This is a genomic window from Flagellimonas meridianipacifica (assembly GCF_003001695.1).
GTDB classification, from domain to species: Bacteria; Bacteroidota; Bacteroidia; order Flavobacteriales; family Flavobacteriaceae; genus Flagellimonas; species Flagellimonas meridianipacifica.
This window is the reverse complement of sequence record NZ_PVYX01000001.1, coordinates 1,347,402-1,362,484: the sequence shown is the minus strand read 5'-3', so window position 1 is coordinate 1,362,484 and position 15,083 is coordinate 1,347,402. Positions and strand designations below refer to the sequence as shown.

Sequence of the window (15,083 nt, the reverse complement as noted above, 5' to 3'; positions counted from 1 at the left end):
TCCATGGAGTCCGTTCTTGAATTTGGGGATTGGATTGTTTTAGGTATCTACTTTTTAGCTTTGGTTGGGGTTGCAATTTGGGTAATCTTACAAAAGAACAAGGACACAGAAGACTATTTTTTGGCAGGAAGAAATGTAGGGTGGTTTGTAATAGGAGCTTCCATCTTTGCGTCCAATATTGGTTCCGAACATGTTGTAGGATTGGCGGGTACCGGTTTTGAGTCTGGAACACCCATGGCCCATTACGAATTGCATGCTTGGATTGTCCTGCTCTTGGGATGGCTATTCTTGCCTTTTTATATTCGAAGTGGCGCTTTTACCATGCCCGAGTTTCTGGAGAAAAGGTTCGATAGCCGGTCAAGATGGTTTTTATCCATTTTCTCGCTGGTAGGTTATGTGATTACCAAAGTTTCGGTAACCATCTATGCAGGTGGTATTGTAGTATCTGAACTATTGGGGGTTTCCTTTTGGGGTGGAGCAATTGGCATTGTGATTTTTACAGGAATCTACACTATAATAGGTGGGATGAAGGCAGTAATCTATACTGAAACCTTGCAAACCATTATTTTAATTATGGGTTCAATCATTATTACGGTATTGGGCCTGCAAGAAATCGGCGGGTGGTCTGCAATGACCGAGACGGTGAAAGAAGTAAGTCCGGAACACTTCAATATGTGGCGACCCATGAGTGACCCAGATTTTCCCTGGACCGGATTGTTGATTGGAGGTACAATTGTAGGTATTTGGTATTGGTGCACCGATCAATACATTGTGCAAAGAACACTGGCAGCAAACAATATCAAAATAGGACGAAGAGGGGCTATTTTTGGGGCTTACTTGAAGTTATTACCCATTTTCATATTTCTTATTCCAGGAATCATAGCTTTTGCCTTGACCATACAAAATCCTGAAATCTTCAGTGTGGAAAAAGCGGACCGAGCATTTCCCATGTTGGTAAAAACCTTATTGCCTGTCGGATTAAAAGGATTGGTAGCCGGAGGTCTAATTGCTGCTTTAATGAGCTCATTGGCATCAGTTTTCAATTCATGTTCCACCATTTTTACAATTGACATTTATAAAAAGATAATGCCTGACAAGGAGGAGAAACAACTCCTACGAATCGGTAAGACCGCCACGGCGGTAATTGTTGTTCTTGGTATTTTCTGGATTCCGATAATGGAAAAGATTGGAGGTGGTGTTATGTACCAGTACTTGCAGAATGTACAATCGTACATTGCCCCTCCGGTCACGACTGTTTTCCTTCTTGGAATTGTTTGGAAAAGAGTGAACTCAACGGCCGCCATTACCACTCTAATGACGGGTTTGGTTTTGCTTATCGCCAGATTAAGTGCCGAGATTTACTATCAACCGGATATTGAACATTTTCGTCAAACTGGGGAGCAGTTGGCTTCTGGTTTTGCTTATACATTTGCGACCATAAACTTTGCCCACATGGCCATTTTTATGTTCATTTTTTCCTTGGCCTTGTGCATAGGCGTCTCATTGGCAACAACTGCTCCAGATTATAAAACTATCAAAGGATTGTCTTTTGGCACCTTGGGTGAAGATGATAAGCAATTGGCCAGGAAAAGCTATGATACCATTGATTTGGTGCTCTCGTTTTTGTTGGTTGTCATTGTTATTGGAATTCTAACGTACTTTACTGGATAATCAATGCTCCTATGTCATACAGGAAAATAGACCAATCATGATGGAAGTAATCAAATTGGCCAATTCCAAGGGAATGGAAATGGAAGTATGTAGTTACGGCGCCACCCTGATTTCTTTAAAAGTACCCAACCGCAACAAAGACCTGGTCAATGTGGTCGTAGGACTGGACAATGTTAAAGATTATGCATCCCCGGAGTTTCAGAAGCACAATCTTTATCTGGGATGCACAGTGGGCAGATACGCCGGCCGGATATCCAAAGGATTCTTTAAGTTGGAAGGGAAGAGATACACTGTCGATAGTGAAAACGGAGTGCACTTACATGGGGGCAGCACAGGGTTTGACAAAAAACTTTGGGAGGTTGTTTCTACCAAAAACAGTCGCAGCAACAATGTAAAATTTGGTCTGCTCAGCAAACACATGGAAGGTGGCTATCCAGGGAACATGAAAGTCACAGTGGAATACGAACTTCTTGAATCGAACGCACTACGAATTGTTTATACCGCCACAACCGACCAAACCACAGTGCTCAATCTAACGAACCATGCCTATTACAATCTCAATGGTGAAGGAAGTGTGTCCGAACACTTTCTACAGATTAACAGCAACAAAATACTGGAGTTGGACGACAGAAAGGTTCCAACCGGAAAAATATTGGATTGCAGGCAAACAAAATATGACTTTAACACAAAAGCTAAAATCAAAAAAATACCTTCATCTGGGCTTGACGATGTTTTTATAATGCCCCCTAAACCTTTTTCTGCAGCCCTCTATTCAGAAAAGAGCGGAATATGCATGAAAGTGCTCTCGAAACAGCCTGCAGTGGTTATCTATACGCCCATTGAACTTCCGAATTTGGACTTTAAAGATGATGCGACCTACAGTGTGTTTCCTGCCATTTGCTTTGAGACCCAAAACTATCCAGATGCCCCAAATAACCCCCACTTTCCAAGTTGTATCCTAAGGCCGGGGGAAACCTACACAAATGAAACAGTGATGGATTTTAAAATACTCACAACAAACTGACCTTTTCATCGATTCTTTTCTCACACTTTGTGCTTGCCCCTAAATTCATATCTTTTTGTTCATTAATACACAAAAGGTATCTTTCATTGCATTCTCTAGTGTAACCTGAACAAGTTTCATTCTCTCTTTCCTGTATTTATTTGAAAGTGGCTGTATGCGATATAGGTATATCCCATGCTTCTTTAATCTTACCATCAATGATACACCATAAAACAACCGCTTCAATTTCCATGGATTCACCATCCAAAATCATGGTATCCTTAACATGTGTAATGACCAATTCATCCCCCATGGGAAAAGCTGATAAGGGGTTTACTTTAAAAGAACCATTGGTACCAACTGCCAATTTCTTAAAAAAATCAATCAAGCCCGAAGAGCCATGATAGTCTCCTTGAACATCGGGCAGCTCAGGGTTAATATAGTGCCAAACAAAATCCTCAGCTAACAAATTTGCAATGGTTTTTGGATTGGCAGGGTCGAACTTGTTTAGAATTCTGATATTGGGATGTTCCTCATTCATACTATTATTTTTTCACCGGTACTATTTTGAAGTTGATAACCTTCAAAGTCAGTGCCCCGTAAGTAATTGATAGAATAACCACTGAAATCAATATGCCCACATAAGGCAACATAGTGAACAATCGGAGTATTATGGCAACACATAAAGCAAGAAAGGTAATACCCCAAAAGTTCCATTTTCTTGTCTTTTTATGCTTGTAGTAGTAAACCAACAACAGTGCAGCAATTAAATGACCAAACAGAAGGCTGAACAAAAAAATACCGGTAGCAAAAAGTCCAATGGGAATACCGATAACAATTAAGAAAGCGAGAATTATCAGCAAAGGAATACCGAACAGATAGATCAGGCCAATCCCAAAACTTTTGAACCAGTTCTTTTCCAAACCTTCAACAGCTTCTGAAAATGTATTTCTAAAAAGTGAGTGTAGTATGAGGATAACCAGAAATGCGGATAAAATATAAAATACCCATAGTGATGGGGATTTTGTACCGAATGTAGTTGCCGACAACTCTGAGTTTTCATCACCAAGTGTTTCATTAAACGTAGCTTCCGTGTTAACAAGCGCTTCCTTAAAGTCTATTTCCCCATCACTGTTCCAATACTCAACTTTCGAGTGGAATTTTGCATTAGGTCCAAGGGTAAAGTCCTCGCCCATTATTTTTGAAGTTTCATTGAAAATCCCGTTGATGCTTATATCTGTGCCCTTAATTTCGGCTTTTCCATTAACCTCGCCATTTATTTCAACGTTTCCGCCAAAACACTTTAGATTGCCGTTTACTTTGGCATTTTCTGTAAGTATAACTTCACCACCAAAGACGATTAAGTCATCTTCAATTTCTGAGTTTATGGTCACTCTACCCACCGCCAGACGTGCATCATCCGCTATGTAACCATTTACATATAGTTCGCCGCCGGCAGCTATTAAGTCTCCATTTATACTGTCATTTATTACAAGGTTTCCTCCAGCTACTACCAAGTCACCCTGAACAACTGAATTCACCTTGATATTCTCCCCAGCCCAATAGGTGTCATCCGTCTGGGTAGTATTAATTAAGATATCTCCTGTCTTCTCTGTTTGACCAAAAGAAAACATAGTGCAAAGTACTGTTAGTAAAAGTGTAATTGTTTTCATATTAGGTTGTGTTTTTGGAATACTTGTAAATGTATTGTCAAACGCGAGTCTATAAAATGATGGAAATCAGTGGAAGTCTTTCTTTAAATAGGCCCATTGCCCTCGGACCATTGTTATTCAGGATTTACAAATGCCACAGATACCATGAATAACAGCTGATTAAAATCATTGTTCTACCATCCCAACAGAGTTAATTTGGACGAAGAATGATTTGTGGGTCTGATCGGAAAAATATGTGCTTTTGATATTCCTGGAATATTTACCCAACACTTTTACAATTGATAAAACCCTTGCCTCATGATATTTCTAACTCCCCAAACGAGTGTTTTCTTTATACTGCTGTTCTTTTTATTTGTTTTTCTATTACCGGGTGCCATTTTCTACGCGTATTATCACTTTAACAGAGGTGTAAACAAACAAGTTGAATTTCTTTTCAATCTCAGTGGTAATACCGAAAAACCAGTGACCCAAGAAGACCTCAACCATTTACCACAAATTGTGCGACAATATGTATTAAAAGTTGGTGTATTGGGAAAGTGTAAGGATTGCCATGCTATTTTGAAACAATCAGGAAACATTAGACAGGAAAAAAATAAACGCTGGATGACTTTCACCGGAAAACAGTTCATGTCCGCAAAACCCTTGGGTTTTGTTTGGGCAGCACGAAGCTTTCCCATTTTTGTAATGGACAAAAGTATAGAAGGTGAAGGTGAGACGAACGTGAGTTTTCTAGGATCTTTTTCGCTAGGTTCCGATAGTTCAGCCAAAACCCATCAAAGTGCCCTAGCGAGGTGTCTCGGAGAATTGGCTCTATACCCAATATGTTTTCTCAATGAAAACATAAACTGGGAGATTCTTGATGATAAATCTGTCAAAGCTAAAATAGTGCAGAACCATACTTCTGCTGAAGGTGTCTTTTATTTCAACGATAAGGGGTTAATAGACCGCTTTGTTACTCATCGTTATAGAGGCGATTCGCTGGAAGAATTTACAGGGAGGTTTAATGCATATGAACAAAAAGATGGTCTGTTGATACCTACAGAATTAAGTGCCACTTGGAATTTGGTTGAAGGAGACTTTGAATATTTCAATTGTAAAATAACTGATTACAAAACTGAATAAGTATTTCAGTACAAAGAATGAATGGAGTTATATGAAAAACAATATCAAGTTTTGAGCTTAGTACTCCCAATCACCCTACTTTTCGGATAAATACGGAGCACAAACAGGCCCATTTTTCTTAGCTCGCAAATAAGGGTATCCAAATCCCTAAATGTGGAATATTCAAAAAATATTGTGTTATGATTCAAGTCTAGCCTTACCTTTTGTATATGTCCTAAAGCGTTCAGCCTATTCTCCACTTTCTTTGGCGACTTGAGACCTGAGAGCTCTTTTACTTTTATCCTTCCAATTATCATATTTCTTCTTTGATTTTGCAATACAGGACCTCATCAAATAGGGTTTCCATTGCTAAACAACCTACCCAATGTATTCCACCCGGAAAATGATTTACATCATCTAGAAAGAGGTTCTTCTAGTATTTTCGACAGAAAAAGGCCCTGGTTCATCCAAATCCATTAACCCTGACTTAGGTCATTTGCCATGGTACTCCTATGAAATAACTTTATGAAAATCCAAAGACAAGTGTTATGAAAACATTACTCTATGCCACAGATTGTACTCCAACTACCTCGGCAGCATTAAAATATGCCCATAGGCTGAGCAGGGTACTAAACGCCGATCTGCACATATTACATGTATATGACCTACAGCCCTTTACAACGGCTAATGTTAGGTCGAGGGGTATTTTGGAAAAAAATTATTTTCTAGACCAACTTGAAGTACTTAAAACGTATTGTGAAAATCAGTTAAAAAATGAGCTTGGAGCTGTGGATGCAGATTTTCATGTGGTAAAAAGCACCAATATTTCAAAAGCTATTTTAAGAACCGTAGAAGAAATCAATGCCGATTTGGTCATGGTAGGAGTCAAAAGTACAAAATCTTTAAGAGGATTCTTCACTGGCAATATAGCTGAGAATTTAATGGACAAACTTAAATCTCCATTGCTCATTCTACCAGACGACTATCATCTACATGATATTTCCACCGTGCTTTACGCAACAGATTTTGAGTCTACGGATGTCTTCGCCCTTAGGCGGGTAGCTAAATTGGTCGAATCTTATGGAGCACTGATAAAGGTCTTTCACATTCCTCTCAAAACAGAGGTCAATGTTGATAAGAAAATGGAAGTGTTTAAGGAGGAGGTATTAAAAAGGATTGACTATCCAGAGATTATTTTCTCTATTGAATATGCCGATGACGTGGAATCAGGGATTCATAACAGTATTAAGGAAGAAATCCCCGAAATGCTTGTGATGATGGAACGTGAGCAACCTTCTTTTTTTGATAGGCTTTTCTGCAAGGATACCGTAGAAACCATAGAAGGCAAAGTATCCATTCCCCTACTGGTCTTCAACAAAGAAAGTATAGTGGACATGTACGCTAAGGATTCCAACGATATGTTAAAAGAGCAAACAATAAATTGAAAAGCCCTCCTAGGCACTAAATTGGTTTATTGATGTACAATGCGCCCATCCTCCATTTGGATGATGCGGTCGGTTCGTTTTGCAAAATCACCATCATGTGTAACCACCAGAAGGGAAAGTGCCTGTTCTTCCTTTAATTGTTTAAAAATCTGAAACACGTTTTCCGCATTAAAACTATCCAAGTTGCCCGTTGGCTCATCTCCCATTAGAATAGTAGGATTGTTTATCAATGCCCGTGCTATGGCCACCCGTTGCTTTTCCCCTCCAGAAATCCTAGAGGCTTTTTTAGTAGCCAGATGTCCGATGTGAAGCATATTAAGCTTTTCAAGAGCATCATGCTCTATTTCATCATATGATTTTTCCGCAAGTTTCTTTGCGGGAAGCATCACATTCTCAAGAACGCTGAACTCCGAAAGCAAGTAATGAAATTGAAATACGAAACCGATGTTTTTATTTCGTATTCTAGAAAGCTCTTGATGCTCTTTGCCCGTAATCAAGCCCCCATTTAAAAATAGTGAGCCCGAATAATCGGTATCCATGGTGGAAAGTATATACAGAAGTGTCGATTTACCAGAACCAGATTTACCCATTATTGATACAAATTCACCTGCTTCAATACCAAATGAAATGTCCTTTAGCACATGAAAATCCTTAGGCTTGTAAAAATGTTTATTTATGTTTTTTGCTTCCAGAATAAGGCCCATATCAAACTGTTTATGTTCCCCGTATTATTTGAACAGGATCAATGCGACCCGCTTTTCTTGATGGTAAATACCCTGCAATAATCGTTGATAACAAAGCAAAAAAGAATCCAATCATGTAGTAACCAAGTTTGTAGTTTACAGGATAGGTGGTAATTGTAGGTAACGCTTCGGTCTCAAAAGGGGCTCCATCAATAAGCTTAGACAATAGAAATCCGATGCACAGGCCCAACACCCCTCCGATAAAGCCAATTATTATGGCCTGGCTCATGAAGATGTATTTAACATCCCGTCCTGAGAAACCCGTGGCTTTCAAAATGGCGATATCCTTCATTTTTTCATAAATCAGCATATTCAGAATGTTGTAGATACCAAATCCTGCAACTATCAAAAGAGTAACGGATACCGCATACGTAATAAGGTTTCTAATGTTTGACCCTGTTTCAAATTGTGCATTCGCTTCATTGATATCGACGGCTTCAATATCAAATTGTCTCTCCAACCGATTGGCCATTTGTTCTGCTTGACTGATTTGGAAAAGTTTAATATTGATATCGGTCACATAGTTTTCGGCTTCCCCAAGAACACGTTGCACTGTTTTTAATTTTGCAAAGCTTTGAATATTGTCTATCTCTGCTATTCCACTTTGATAGATGCCCACTATTTTAAGAGGAAAAATATTCCCCTCAGCGGTACTGACCTGTACCCTATCGTCAACAGAAAGTGACATTTTTTTTGCAAGCCCAGCTCCTAAAAGAATTCCATTTTCTGAATTTTTCAATGCTTCCGGACTCCCTTCCACTATATTGTCCCGAATATTGGAAAGTCGTACCTCTTCCATAATATCTACACCAACAAGATTTCCTCCCAATTCAATGGATCCAGATAAATAAAATATTTGAACCTGCAACTGAGGAGTAGCTCCTCTAACATTTTCATCGTTTCGCAAATAGTTTAATATGGGCAGGGCGTTATGTATTTTTCGCTGCCCTTGTTTTGGTTTTACCGAGTGCACCACATTGAAAGCTCCATCCAAATTTTCAATAAGGGTAATTGGCTGTTTTTCCGAGGGTTTTATTTCATTATAGATATGAATATGGGGCGTTTGATTTAGGATTAGATCGTCAAGCAATTCATTGAGACCGGTCATAAAGCTCACTAAAGTGATGTAGGCACCAATACCAAAGGTAACCCCTAAAGTTGCTGTAATCGTTGACTTCTTCTTAGTCACCAAATGGGTTTTGGCAATTTCTAAAATGACCTTCCAGTTTATCATCGGTTGGGTTTTAGTATGACCGTATTCTCATCTATTCCATCCAGTATCTCTACCTTATCCAAACTCTGTATCCCAATTTTGACCGGCATTTCTCCTTCATCAGTTAGTACTCTGGAACCATCTATTAGATATTCTTTCATTATGGTCAAAGTCTCGTCCTTTTCCGCGATGACAATATTTGCTTCACCCGATAGACCTGGGTAGAGTTTTTTAGGGGGTACTAAAAACGTGGCCTCTACTTTGAACGTCTGTGATCTTTCATCTTTCTTAGGATAAATCTTGGATAATTTCGCTTCAAACACCTGATTACCATATGCATCCAATAAAATCCATGTTTTTTGGCCTATATCCAATTTCACGATATCGACTTCATCCACAAGCAACTCTATAAGAAATCTATTGCTATGACCTACCGCTGCTACTGGCTCATTTGTACTCACAATTTCACCTGGATTTTTATAAAGGGCATAAACGGTACCATCAATCTTACTAGCTATGGTAAAATCCTTTGATATCTTCTGAGCGGCCTTAACATCGTTTTCAGCTTGCATCACTTGTGTGGACAATTCATTTTGTGTTCGCTCATATTTCCTTTTCAATAATCTTAGGGTATTCTGTGAAAGGTCATAAGCCAATTGGCGATTGTCAAACTCAATCTTTGAACCAATGTTTTGCTCCCATAGATTTTTTTGCCTGAAGTAATTTATGGAGTCATTTTTAAGCTGTAGAAGTGCTGTTTTGATTTCGTCTTGAATTTCCCTCAAAATAGCCGCTTCCCCTTCATAATTATCACGTGCCAATCTTAATGATAACTGAACGTTGCGCTTGTTCATCTCAGTTTCCAAATTCCCTATTTGGACAATAGCCTGGTCTTTTCTCACCGTTTCGCCCTCTTCCACTAAGTTGTAATCTAAAATCCCCGATACAGAAGAATAAGCCTCGTAAAGGCTATCTGGTTGAATGGTTGCCGAAGCATAGACCGATTCCGTTAGCGGTACTTTTTGTGGATATGTTTTTTGGTCTTTTTTTGTACAGCCAACAACAGATAAAAATGAAATAAAACAAACTAGGTAGTATTTACTGATGGTTCTCATAAAAGTCCTTTTGTTACTGTTTTGGATTATAACCATTCAACTTTTCAATTCAAGCATTAGTTGGGTGTGGAGTCCTTGCGACATTCCTGCCACAAGGGACATCCTCTTTCATCTCTAAGTGGAAGGATGCTTCCGTTCTTTTCAATCTGCATGGCTATGATAAGCTCCTTTCTTTCATGGATGATTCTAGAACCGGTAACCTGTAGCACATCTCCCCTTTTCAGTTCAAAACGCTTTTCCTCCAAATACCAATCTGGTCCCACATGGATATTTACTTTGTCCTCATTGTTTTCCAATTGAAGGTGTATACAACAATAGTCCTTATCCGAAGTCAAAATGGTCTCAACCGTATGTATCACACCATTTACAGTTTCAACAGTATTAATGTCAAATTTTGTTTCAAACAGATGCAATTTGGAAGTGTTTTTTTGAGCGGAAAGAATCCCAATACCGAACGCAATAAACCATACGAACAAGCGTGCTTTTTTCATGACAAAAATGACTTATGGACCTTGACAAAACTACTTTCCAAACACAAGGTGTAAAATGATTACAGTCATTGTGCAGGGGTGATTATTATACTTCTTTTGCCTTTAAAAGACATGATATTCCTTATTCTTTTGTCTTTGTTTATTCTGGTATTGATAGGTTTTTTATTCCTGCCCATGGAGTTGACAATAAACACCTTCAACAATCAGTACCAAATAACCTTTAAAGGTTTGGCAAGAATGTGGTTGGAGGAGGATAAGGATTCAATACTAAAAATTGGATTGAAGGTGTTCTTTTTCACCCGTTACTTTTCCCCTTTTGACAAAAGAAAGAAACAAGTTCAAAAAACAAGAAAAGGAGTTAAGAAGAAGAAGGACAAGAAAAGAGGGTGGTCTTTGGGCCAAATAATGGCATTGCTAAGAACTTTTAGGCTCAAAAGATTTAGGCTTTATATCGATACAGGGGATTATATAACCAATGCCAAACTATATCCGGTTTTCGCTTTGATCAGTTTTTACGGATTGCCCTGTCAAATCAATTTTAGAGATACCAATGGTCTGATTTTGCAGATAGAAAATAGGCCAATTCACTTGTTGAAATCATTTATTAATTATAAAACAAAAAGTCATGGATTTACAATTTGAAGAATTACTGAAACAGATTACGGATTTTATTAAAACAGAAGCTACCACAGATACCATAGTTGGGGAGCAATTTCAACTGGGCGAGTTCAAATGCGTACCTGTAATTAAAGTGGGTATGGGATTTGGTTCTGGAGGTGGCGAAGGCGTTGATGGAAAAATACGCAAAGGCGAGGGTCTTGGTGCGGGTGCGGGAATGGGTATTGAGCCTATTGGGTTTTTGGTAACCAAGGATAACGAAATATCTTTTTTGGAAGCAGGAAAATCCCATGGACTTGCAGCGGCCTTTGAAAAAGTTCCTGAACTGATAGAAAAAATCGTTACCAAGAAACAACAGGCAGAAAAAGAAACGGTTTAATTGGATTGTTTGAAAGGAATTATTGGTTTTGAATATTTCTTTCTTAAACTGACCTAGGTCATTTCAGGTATTATGGACTCTTTATATTTTAGCACCATTAATGACGTTCATGAGAATTTTTGATAAAGACCGGAATGACCTTTACGGCAGTGTAAAGAGGAAGAGTTCATTGTAGCTTATCCGCATACCGGTTGGTCTTTGAACCGATAAGGAACAAAGGCCTAGTGGAAAATTGACCTCATCTAGTACTGATGCTTTGTCTTACGTATTTTGGCAACAGAGTATTGAAAACAGGGTGATGGTATAAAAATGAAATCGGTTTTTCATAGCGGAACAGGAGGTGCAAACCTCCTGTTCTTTTTTATAGCCACCCCAGTTATCCGAAGACGTTCCTTCCAGAATCCTGAGAACCTATGGAAACTTTTTCTTGGCGTAATTCTATTTCAAGAAAGACCATTCCCAAAATGGCCTTGGCCGTTTTCATTGTTTTCTATTTAATTTCCATACTTATTCATGTTCATTCATTGGCTTTACTTTCCCCAAATAATACAATTTCAATTTGGGATGGTTATCTATGTGATTTGATTGAACCCAGCATTCCAGGCCTATATAGAAATACAGCCAGACCGTTTGCTGTTGTGGCCTTATGGTCCATATGTTTCGGATTGTTGTTCTTGTGGAGAAAACTGATTACGGTGTTAAGACCAAATTTTGGATGGTATCAGATAATCTGGCATGGACTTGGTCTGTTTTCCATTTTTTTGATGCTATTGCTACCCTTCGGAAATCATGATCGTATCATTTTTTTCTCAGGAATGTCAGGTATTTTTTCCGTTCTTTTTGTGTGTTTGGACCTTGCGAAAAACAGGTGCTACGAACAATTATGGGCAGGTATATTGTTTTTGATTGCACTCACTTCCAACAACCTCTTGTACCTTCTTGATTTTTGGGTAGACCTATTACCAATGATACAAAAGTTCACACTTCTTTCGTTTGTTGTTTGGTATCTGCTCCTTGACAAATTAACCGCCAAATAGGCATCAAACTTGGGTCAAGATTTAATGATAGCTAAAGATCTATCTTTTGTATCTGCCACTCATTATCGGTTTTGACAGCTATCAACTGATTATTTAACAGCTTAGAATTAATCATGGGCACTTTGTACCTATCCTTTCTCATTTGAATATTATATCGTCTTCTTAGAAATTTCACAATATCACCAGAAGTATCCATCAAGACCTCGTGAAACTTGTATTCATAAATATTCAATTTAAACTCGTTCTGTCCTCTCAATACTTTCTCATAAACAATGCCAATGGTATACCCATCTTTAAAGGGATTCACATTTAAAAACTGATGTTCAATTGCCAATTCGCCTTTGGGGTTTATAAAGCCATATAGGGGAATATCCTCAACATAGGTCATTACCATGCACAGGCCATCAGAAAAATGTGGGTATTCGATTGCATGTATCCCATTTGAATGTTTTTTTGCTTGCATATTCCAATGAACATCCTTACGGAAATCTATGGCAAGGGCTCCCGAATCATTAATAAAGGCCCATTCGTCTCCTTTTTGTACCGCTGCCATACCTTCGTTAAATGGTGCTACTTTATCAAAAGTTTCAGGCAACTGAGCCATAAGACCCGATAACACAAAGAATGCAGCTAAGGTTGATTTGATTTTCATTTCCATTGTTCTGATTTTTTTGTTAAAACATGATATTGGAGTAGATCATATCCTTAAGATCTTTTGGCAGCGAATCCCGTATATCCTCCAATTCACCTAGAGATACATACTTTCTTAAAAAAATAAAGGTTGTTTTGATGTATTGTTCCGCTACCTCCTCGCTATACTCAAAATCATTTATTGCCGCTGCCCCGTCGTGTTTGCGCACTAAATCGATGAACTCAGGCATACGCTTGATTTTTGGTTTTTTCTTTCCGACACTCCAGCCATGCACATAAACCCCTTTTAAGAACATGGGCAATTGCGCCATAAACTGACACGACTCCTGAATTGGGATGATATCTCGTAAAGCATACAGAACTGAAGTCAATATTCTGCCTGCTTTATCCGTATTATCTCCCAAATTCATCTGTTTGGCATATTCCTTTAAGAACTTGTTACCTTCCGAAGCATATTGATTGAAATTTAGTGCCATAACCTAGTATTTTAAGAACAAATATGCTAGTAGTACACTTCATACAAAATGACGTGGGTCATAGTATCTACCATAATCCACTATTACTTTTAATCCAACGTATTCTTAGACTCAATAACTCTACATGTCCCATACCGAAAATGCGTTGAGTCTCTATTAAGTAACCTAGATAAAACGCCAAAAAAATGGAAATGAAGCAATTATTGGTCCCTGTAGATTTTTCCGATTGCTCGGAATATGCTTTGGAGGTCGCCGCCCAATTAGCCAGGAAACTTAACGGAACTATTACCATTTTTCACATGATGGGTGTTTCGGAATCCGTATTGGCCAAATCTGAATTGTATGAACAGGAAGAGGCCAAATATTATATGAATTTGGCCAAGGAAAAAATAAATGAATACACCAACAAGTCTTATTTAATGGGGATTCCTGTAAAAACGGTTATTCAAAACTACAAGGTTTTTGAGGAAGTAAACAAAGTAGCACAAGAACAGCAAATAGATTTGATTGTAATGGGCTCTCACGGTTCTCGGGGATTCAGCAGGCTATTTGTTGGGTCCAATACGGAAAAAGTGGTCCGTTCTGCAGAAGTGCCTGTGTTGGTCATTAAAAAACCTCATCATGACTTTAAAGTAGAAAATGTGGTCTTCGCTTGCGATCTTGAAGCTGAAAATCGTGCCGCCTTTCAAAAGGCACTTGATTTTTCCAATCTTTTTAATGCTGAACTCCAACTAGTTTATATTAATACGGAGGGTTCGAATTTTTTGAATAGCAGACAAATTGCGGAAAAAGTGGCTGATTTCACATCGATAATCGGGAACTCGCACAAAGTGAACATCTATCATGATTTTAGTGTTGAGCAGGGCATATTCAACTTTGCGGAATCCATTTCTGCAAATATGGTAGTGATCCCCACGCATGGCCGAAAAGGTATTGCCCATTTCTTTAAAGGGAGCATAGGTGAAAAAATGGCCAACACGGTAAAACTACCCTTAATGACCATTAAGATTTAGTCAGGTTTTAAAGAGTAGCTCCAACCTCCCCAGTGCAATCAATTCGGACTTATTTCTTCCAGAAAATGCGGAGGCTATAGATCTAGCCGTTGCCATGATCAAATATTTTATTTGATCATTAAAACGAGCTTTATGGTCCGTGTAAAACCTTTCAAAATCTTCGTAGCACTCAACCGCATCCTTTTCATTCTCCAGCAACCAATCGAATACAGTCTCAATTTGAAAAGCCGCATCGGTGCCGTATTCATCCTCAACTTCATCCACCTCCAGCCAATGCTCTCTAACCATTTCCTTAAGCCTGTCTATCTCCTTTATGTGGACACTGTGGTCCGCTTTTGCCACAGCATAAAACAGCTTTCCAAGACTTTGATAAAACGTTTTTCCTATATTCTTGTTGGTAACCATCATGACCGTTATATTTAGTATTGCATGTACAATGTATCACCTTTGAATG

General features: G+C 38.6%; 17 protein-coding genes. 8 read left to right on the top strand and 9 right to left on the bottom strand.

The window, feature by feature from the left end:
- Positions 1 to 3 precede the first annotated feature (3 nt).
- Positions 4 to 1,671, top strand: a complete 1,668-nt coding sequence (locus CLV81_RS06180) for a sodium:solute symporter (protein ID WP_106144160.1) — start codon at positions 4 to 6, stop codon at positions 1,669 to 1,671.
- Between the two features lie 37 nt (positions 1,672 to 1,708).
- Positions 1,709 to 2,695, top strand: a complete 987-nt coding sequence (locus tag CLV81_RS06175) for an aldose epimerase family protein (protein WP_106144159.1) — start codon at positions 1,709 to 1,711, stop codon at positions 2,693 to 2,695.
- A 136-nt stretch (positions 2,696 to 2,831) separates the two neighbouring features.
- On the opposite strand, the gene CLV81_RS06170 is transcribed toward CLV81_RS06175, so the two are convergent.
- Both CLV81_RS06170 and CLV81_RS06165 read right to left on the bottom strand, forming a co-directional pair.
- Positions 2,832 to 3,215 carry a nuclear transport factor 2 family protein gene (locus tag CLV81_RS06170; protein ID WP_106144158.1) on the bottom strand — a complete coding sequence of 128 codons (384 nt, stop codon included), beginning with the start codon at positions 3,213 to 3,215 and terminating at the stop codon, positions 2,832 to 2,834.
- 4 nt (positions 3,216 to 3,219) lie between these two features.
- On the bottom strand, positions 3,220 to 4,347 hold the full coding sequence (locus CLV81_RS06165) for a bactofilin family protein (RefSeq protein WP_146129840.1): 1,128 nt from the start codon (positions 4,345 to 4,347) through the stop codon (positions 3,220 to 3,222).
- A 297-nt stretch (positions 4,348 to 4,644) separates the two neighbouring features.
- On the opposite strand from CLV81_RS06165, the gene CLV81_RS06160 reads away from it, so the two are divergent.
- Both CLV81_RS06160 and CLV81_RS06150 read left to right on the top strand, forming a co-directional pair.
- Complete coding sequence (locus tag CLV81_RS06160; RefSeq protein ID WP_106144156.1) at positions 4,645 to 5,469, top strand: DUF6544 family protein; 825 nt, start codon at positions 4,645 to 4,647, stop codon at positions 5,467 to 5,469.
- Between the two features lie 527 nt (positions 5,470 to 5,996).
- Positions 5,997 to 6,893, top strand: a complete 897-nt coding sequence (locus CLV81_RS06150; protein ID WP_106144154.1) for a universal stress protein — start codon at positions 5,997 to 5,999, stop codon at positions 6,891 to 6,893.
- A gap of 26 nt (positions 6,894 to 6,919) precedes the next feature.
- Here CLV81_RS06150 and CLV81_RS06145 read toward each other — a convergent pair whose 3' ends face one another.
- Genes CLV81_RS06145 through CLV81_RS06130 form a run of 4 tightly spaced genes read right to left on the bottom strand, consistent with a single transcriptional unit; the run spans position 6,920 to position 10,455 of the window.
- Positions 6,920 to 7,597 (bottom strand): ABC transporter ATP-binding protein, encoded by a 678-nt coding sequence (locus CLV81_RS06145; RefSeq protein WP_106144153.1) that lies wholly within the window; start codon positions 7,595 to 7,597, stop codon positions 6,920 to 6,922.
- Positions 7,598 to 7,607: 10 nt separating this feature from the next.
- Positions 7,608 to 8,870, bottom strand: coding sequence for an ABC transporter permease (locus CLV81_RS06140; RefSeq protein ID WP_106144152.1), 1,263 nt, complete (start codon positions 8,868 to 8,870; stop codon positions 7,608 to 7,610).
- On the bottom strand, positions 8,867 to 9,964 hold the full coding sequence (locus CLV81_RS06135) for an efflux RND transporter periplasmic adaptor subunit (protein WP_106144151.1): 1,098 nt from the start codon (positions 9,962 to 9,964) through the stop codon (positions 8,867 to 8,869). The genes CLV81_RS06140 and CLV81_RS06135 overlap by 4 nt, the downstream gene beginning before the upstream one ends.
- Positions 9,965 to 10,020: 56 nt before the next feature.
- Positions 10,021 to 10,455 carry a MamS/MamX family magnetosome protein gene (locus CLV81_RS06130; protein ID WP_106144150.1) on the bottom strand — a complete coding sequence of 145 codons (435 nt, stop codon included), beginning with the start codon at positions 10,453 to 10,455 and terminating at the stop codon, positions 10,021 to 10,023.
- A 111-nt stretch (positions 10,456 to 10,566) separates the two neighbouring features.
- Here CLV81_RS06130 and CLV81_RS06125 point away from each other — a divergent pair, with 111 nt between their 5' ends.
- The 3 genes from CLV81_RS06125 (at position 10,567) to CLV81_RS06115 (ending at position 12,489) form a co-directional block, all read left to right on the top strand.
- Positions 10,567 to 11,097, top strand: coding sequence for a hypothetical protein (locus tag CLV81_RS06125; RefSeq protein ID WP_106144149.1), 531 nt, complete (start codon positions 10,567 to 10,569; stop codon positions 11,095 to 11,097).
- Entirely contained in the window at positions 11,081 to 11,452 is a 372-nt protein-coding gene (locus CLV81_RS06120) for a GerW family sporulation protein (RefSeq protein ID WP_106144148.1), read from the top strand. The genes CLV81_RS06125 and CLV81_RS06120 overlap by 17 nt, the downstream gene beginning before the upstream one ends.
- A 413-nt stretch (positions 11,453 to 11,865) precedes the next feature.
- The gene (locus tag CLV81_RS06115) at positions 11,866 to 12,489 is read left to right on the top strand and encodes a hypothetical protein (protein WP_106144147.1); all 624 of its coding nucleotides are present in this window, start codon (positions 11,866 to 11,868) and stop codon (positions 12,487 to 12,489) included.
- A gap of 31 nt (positions 12,490 to 12,520) precedes the next feature.
- Here CLV81_RS06115 and CLV81_RS06110 read toward each other — a convergent pair whose 3' ends face one another.
- On the bottom strand, positions 12,521 to 13,141 hold the full coding sequence (locus CLV81_RS06110; protein ID WP_158259078.1) for a WG repeat-containing protein: 621 nt from the start codon (positions 13,139 to 13,141) through the stop codon (positions 12,521 to 12,523).
- Positions 13,142 to 13,163: 22 nt separating this feature from the next.
- A complete protein-coding gene (locus tag CLV81_RS06105; RefSeq protein WP_106144145.1) occupies positions 13,164 to 13,616 on the bottom strand; it encodes a DUF2267 domain-containing protein in 453 nt (150 codons plus the stop codon).
- A gap of 191 nt (positions 13,617 to 13,807) precedes the next feature.
- Between CLV81_RS06105 and CLV81_RS06100 the strand changes: the two genes are divergently transcribed.
- A complete protein-coding gene (locus tag CLV81_RS06100) occupies positions 13,808 to 14,629 on the top strand; it encodes a universal stress protein (RefSeq protein WP_106144926.1) in 822 nt (273 codons plus the stop codon).
- On the opposite strand, the gene CLV81_RS06095 is transcribed toward CLV81_RS06100, so the two are convergent.
- Positions 14,630 to 15,037 (bottom strand): hypothetical protein, encoded by a 408-nt coding sequence (locus tag CLV81_RS06095; RefSeq protein ID WP_106144144.1) that lies wholly within the window; start codon positions 15,035 to 15,037, stop codon positions 14,630 to 14,632.
- Between the last annotated feature and the right edge of the window lie 46 nt (positions 15,038 to 15,083).

Excerpts from the sequence above, each read along its gene's own strand:
- CLV81_RS06180 (WP_106144160.1), top strand. The coding sequence starts at position 4 with ATGGAGTCCGTTCTTGAATTTGGGGATTGGATTGTTTTAGGTATCTAC.
- CLV81_RS06175 (WP_106144159.1), top strand. The coding sequence starts at position 1,709 with ATGATGGAAGTAATCAAATTGGCCAATTCCAAGGGAATGGAAATGGAA.
- CLV81_RS06170 (WP_106144158.1), bottom strand. The coding sequence starts at position 3,215 with ATGAATGAGGAACATCCCAATATCAGAATTCTAAACAAGTTCGACCCT.
- CLV81_RS06165 (WP_146129840.1), bottom strand. The coding sequence starts at position 4,347 with ATGAAAACAATTACACTTTTACTAACAGTACTTTGCACTATGTTTTCT.
- CLV81_RS06160 (WP_106144156.1), top strand. The coding sequence starts at position 4,645 with ATGATATTTCTAACTCCCCAAACGAGTGTTTTCTTTATACTGCTGTTC.
- CLV81_RS06150 (WP_106144154.1), top strand. The coding sequence starts at position 5,997 with ATGAAAACATTACTCTATGCCACAGATTGTACTCCAACTACCTCGGCA.
- CLV81_RS06145 (WP_106144153.1), bottom strand. The coding sequence starts at position 7,597 with ATGGGCCTTATTCTGGAAGCAAAAAACATAAATAAACATTTTTACAAG.
- CLV81_RS06140 (WP_106144152.1), bottom strand. The coding sequence starts at position 8,870 with ATGATAAACTGGAAGGTCATTTTAGAAATTGCCAAAACCCATTTGGTG.
- CLV81_RS06135 (WP_106144151.1), bottom strand. The coding sequence starts at position 9,964 with ATGAGAACCATCAGTAAATACTACCTAGTTTGTTTTATTTCATTTTTA.
- CLV81_RS06130 (WP_106144150.1), bottom strand. The coding sequence starts at position 10,455 with ATGAAAAAAGCACGCTTGTTCGTATGGTTTATTGCGTTCGGTATTGGG.
- CLV81_RS06125 (WP_106144149.1), top strand. The coding sequence starts at position 10,567 with ATGATATTCCTTATTCTTTTGTCTTTGTTTATTCTGGTATTGATAGGT.
- CLV81_RS06120 (WP_106144148.1), top strand. The coding sequence starts at position 11,081 with ATGGATTTACAATTTGAAGAATTACTGAAACAGATTACGGATTTTATT.
- CLV81_RS06115 (WP_106144147.1), top strand. The coding sequence starts at position 11,866 with ATGGAAACTTTTTCTTGGCGTAATTCTATTTCAAGAAAGACCATTCCC.
- CLV81_RS06110 (WP_158259078.1), bottom strand. The coding sequence starts at position 13,141 with ATGAAAATCAAATCAACCTTAGCTGCATTCTTTGTGTTATCGGGTCTT.
- CLV81_RS06105 (WP_106144145.1), bottom strand. The coding sequence starts at position 13,616 with ATGGCACTAAATTTCAATCAATATGCTTCGGAAGGTAACAAGTTCTTA.
- CLV81_RS06100 (WP_106144926.1), top strand. The coding sequence starts at position 13,808 with ATGAAGCAATTATTGGTCCCTGTAGATTTTTCCGATTGCTCGGAATAT.
- CLV81_RS06095 (WP_106144144.1), bottom strand. The coding sequence starts at position 15,037 with ATGATGGTTACCAACAAGAATATAGGAAAAACGTTTTATCAAAGTCTT.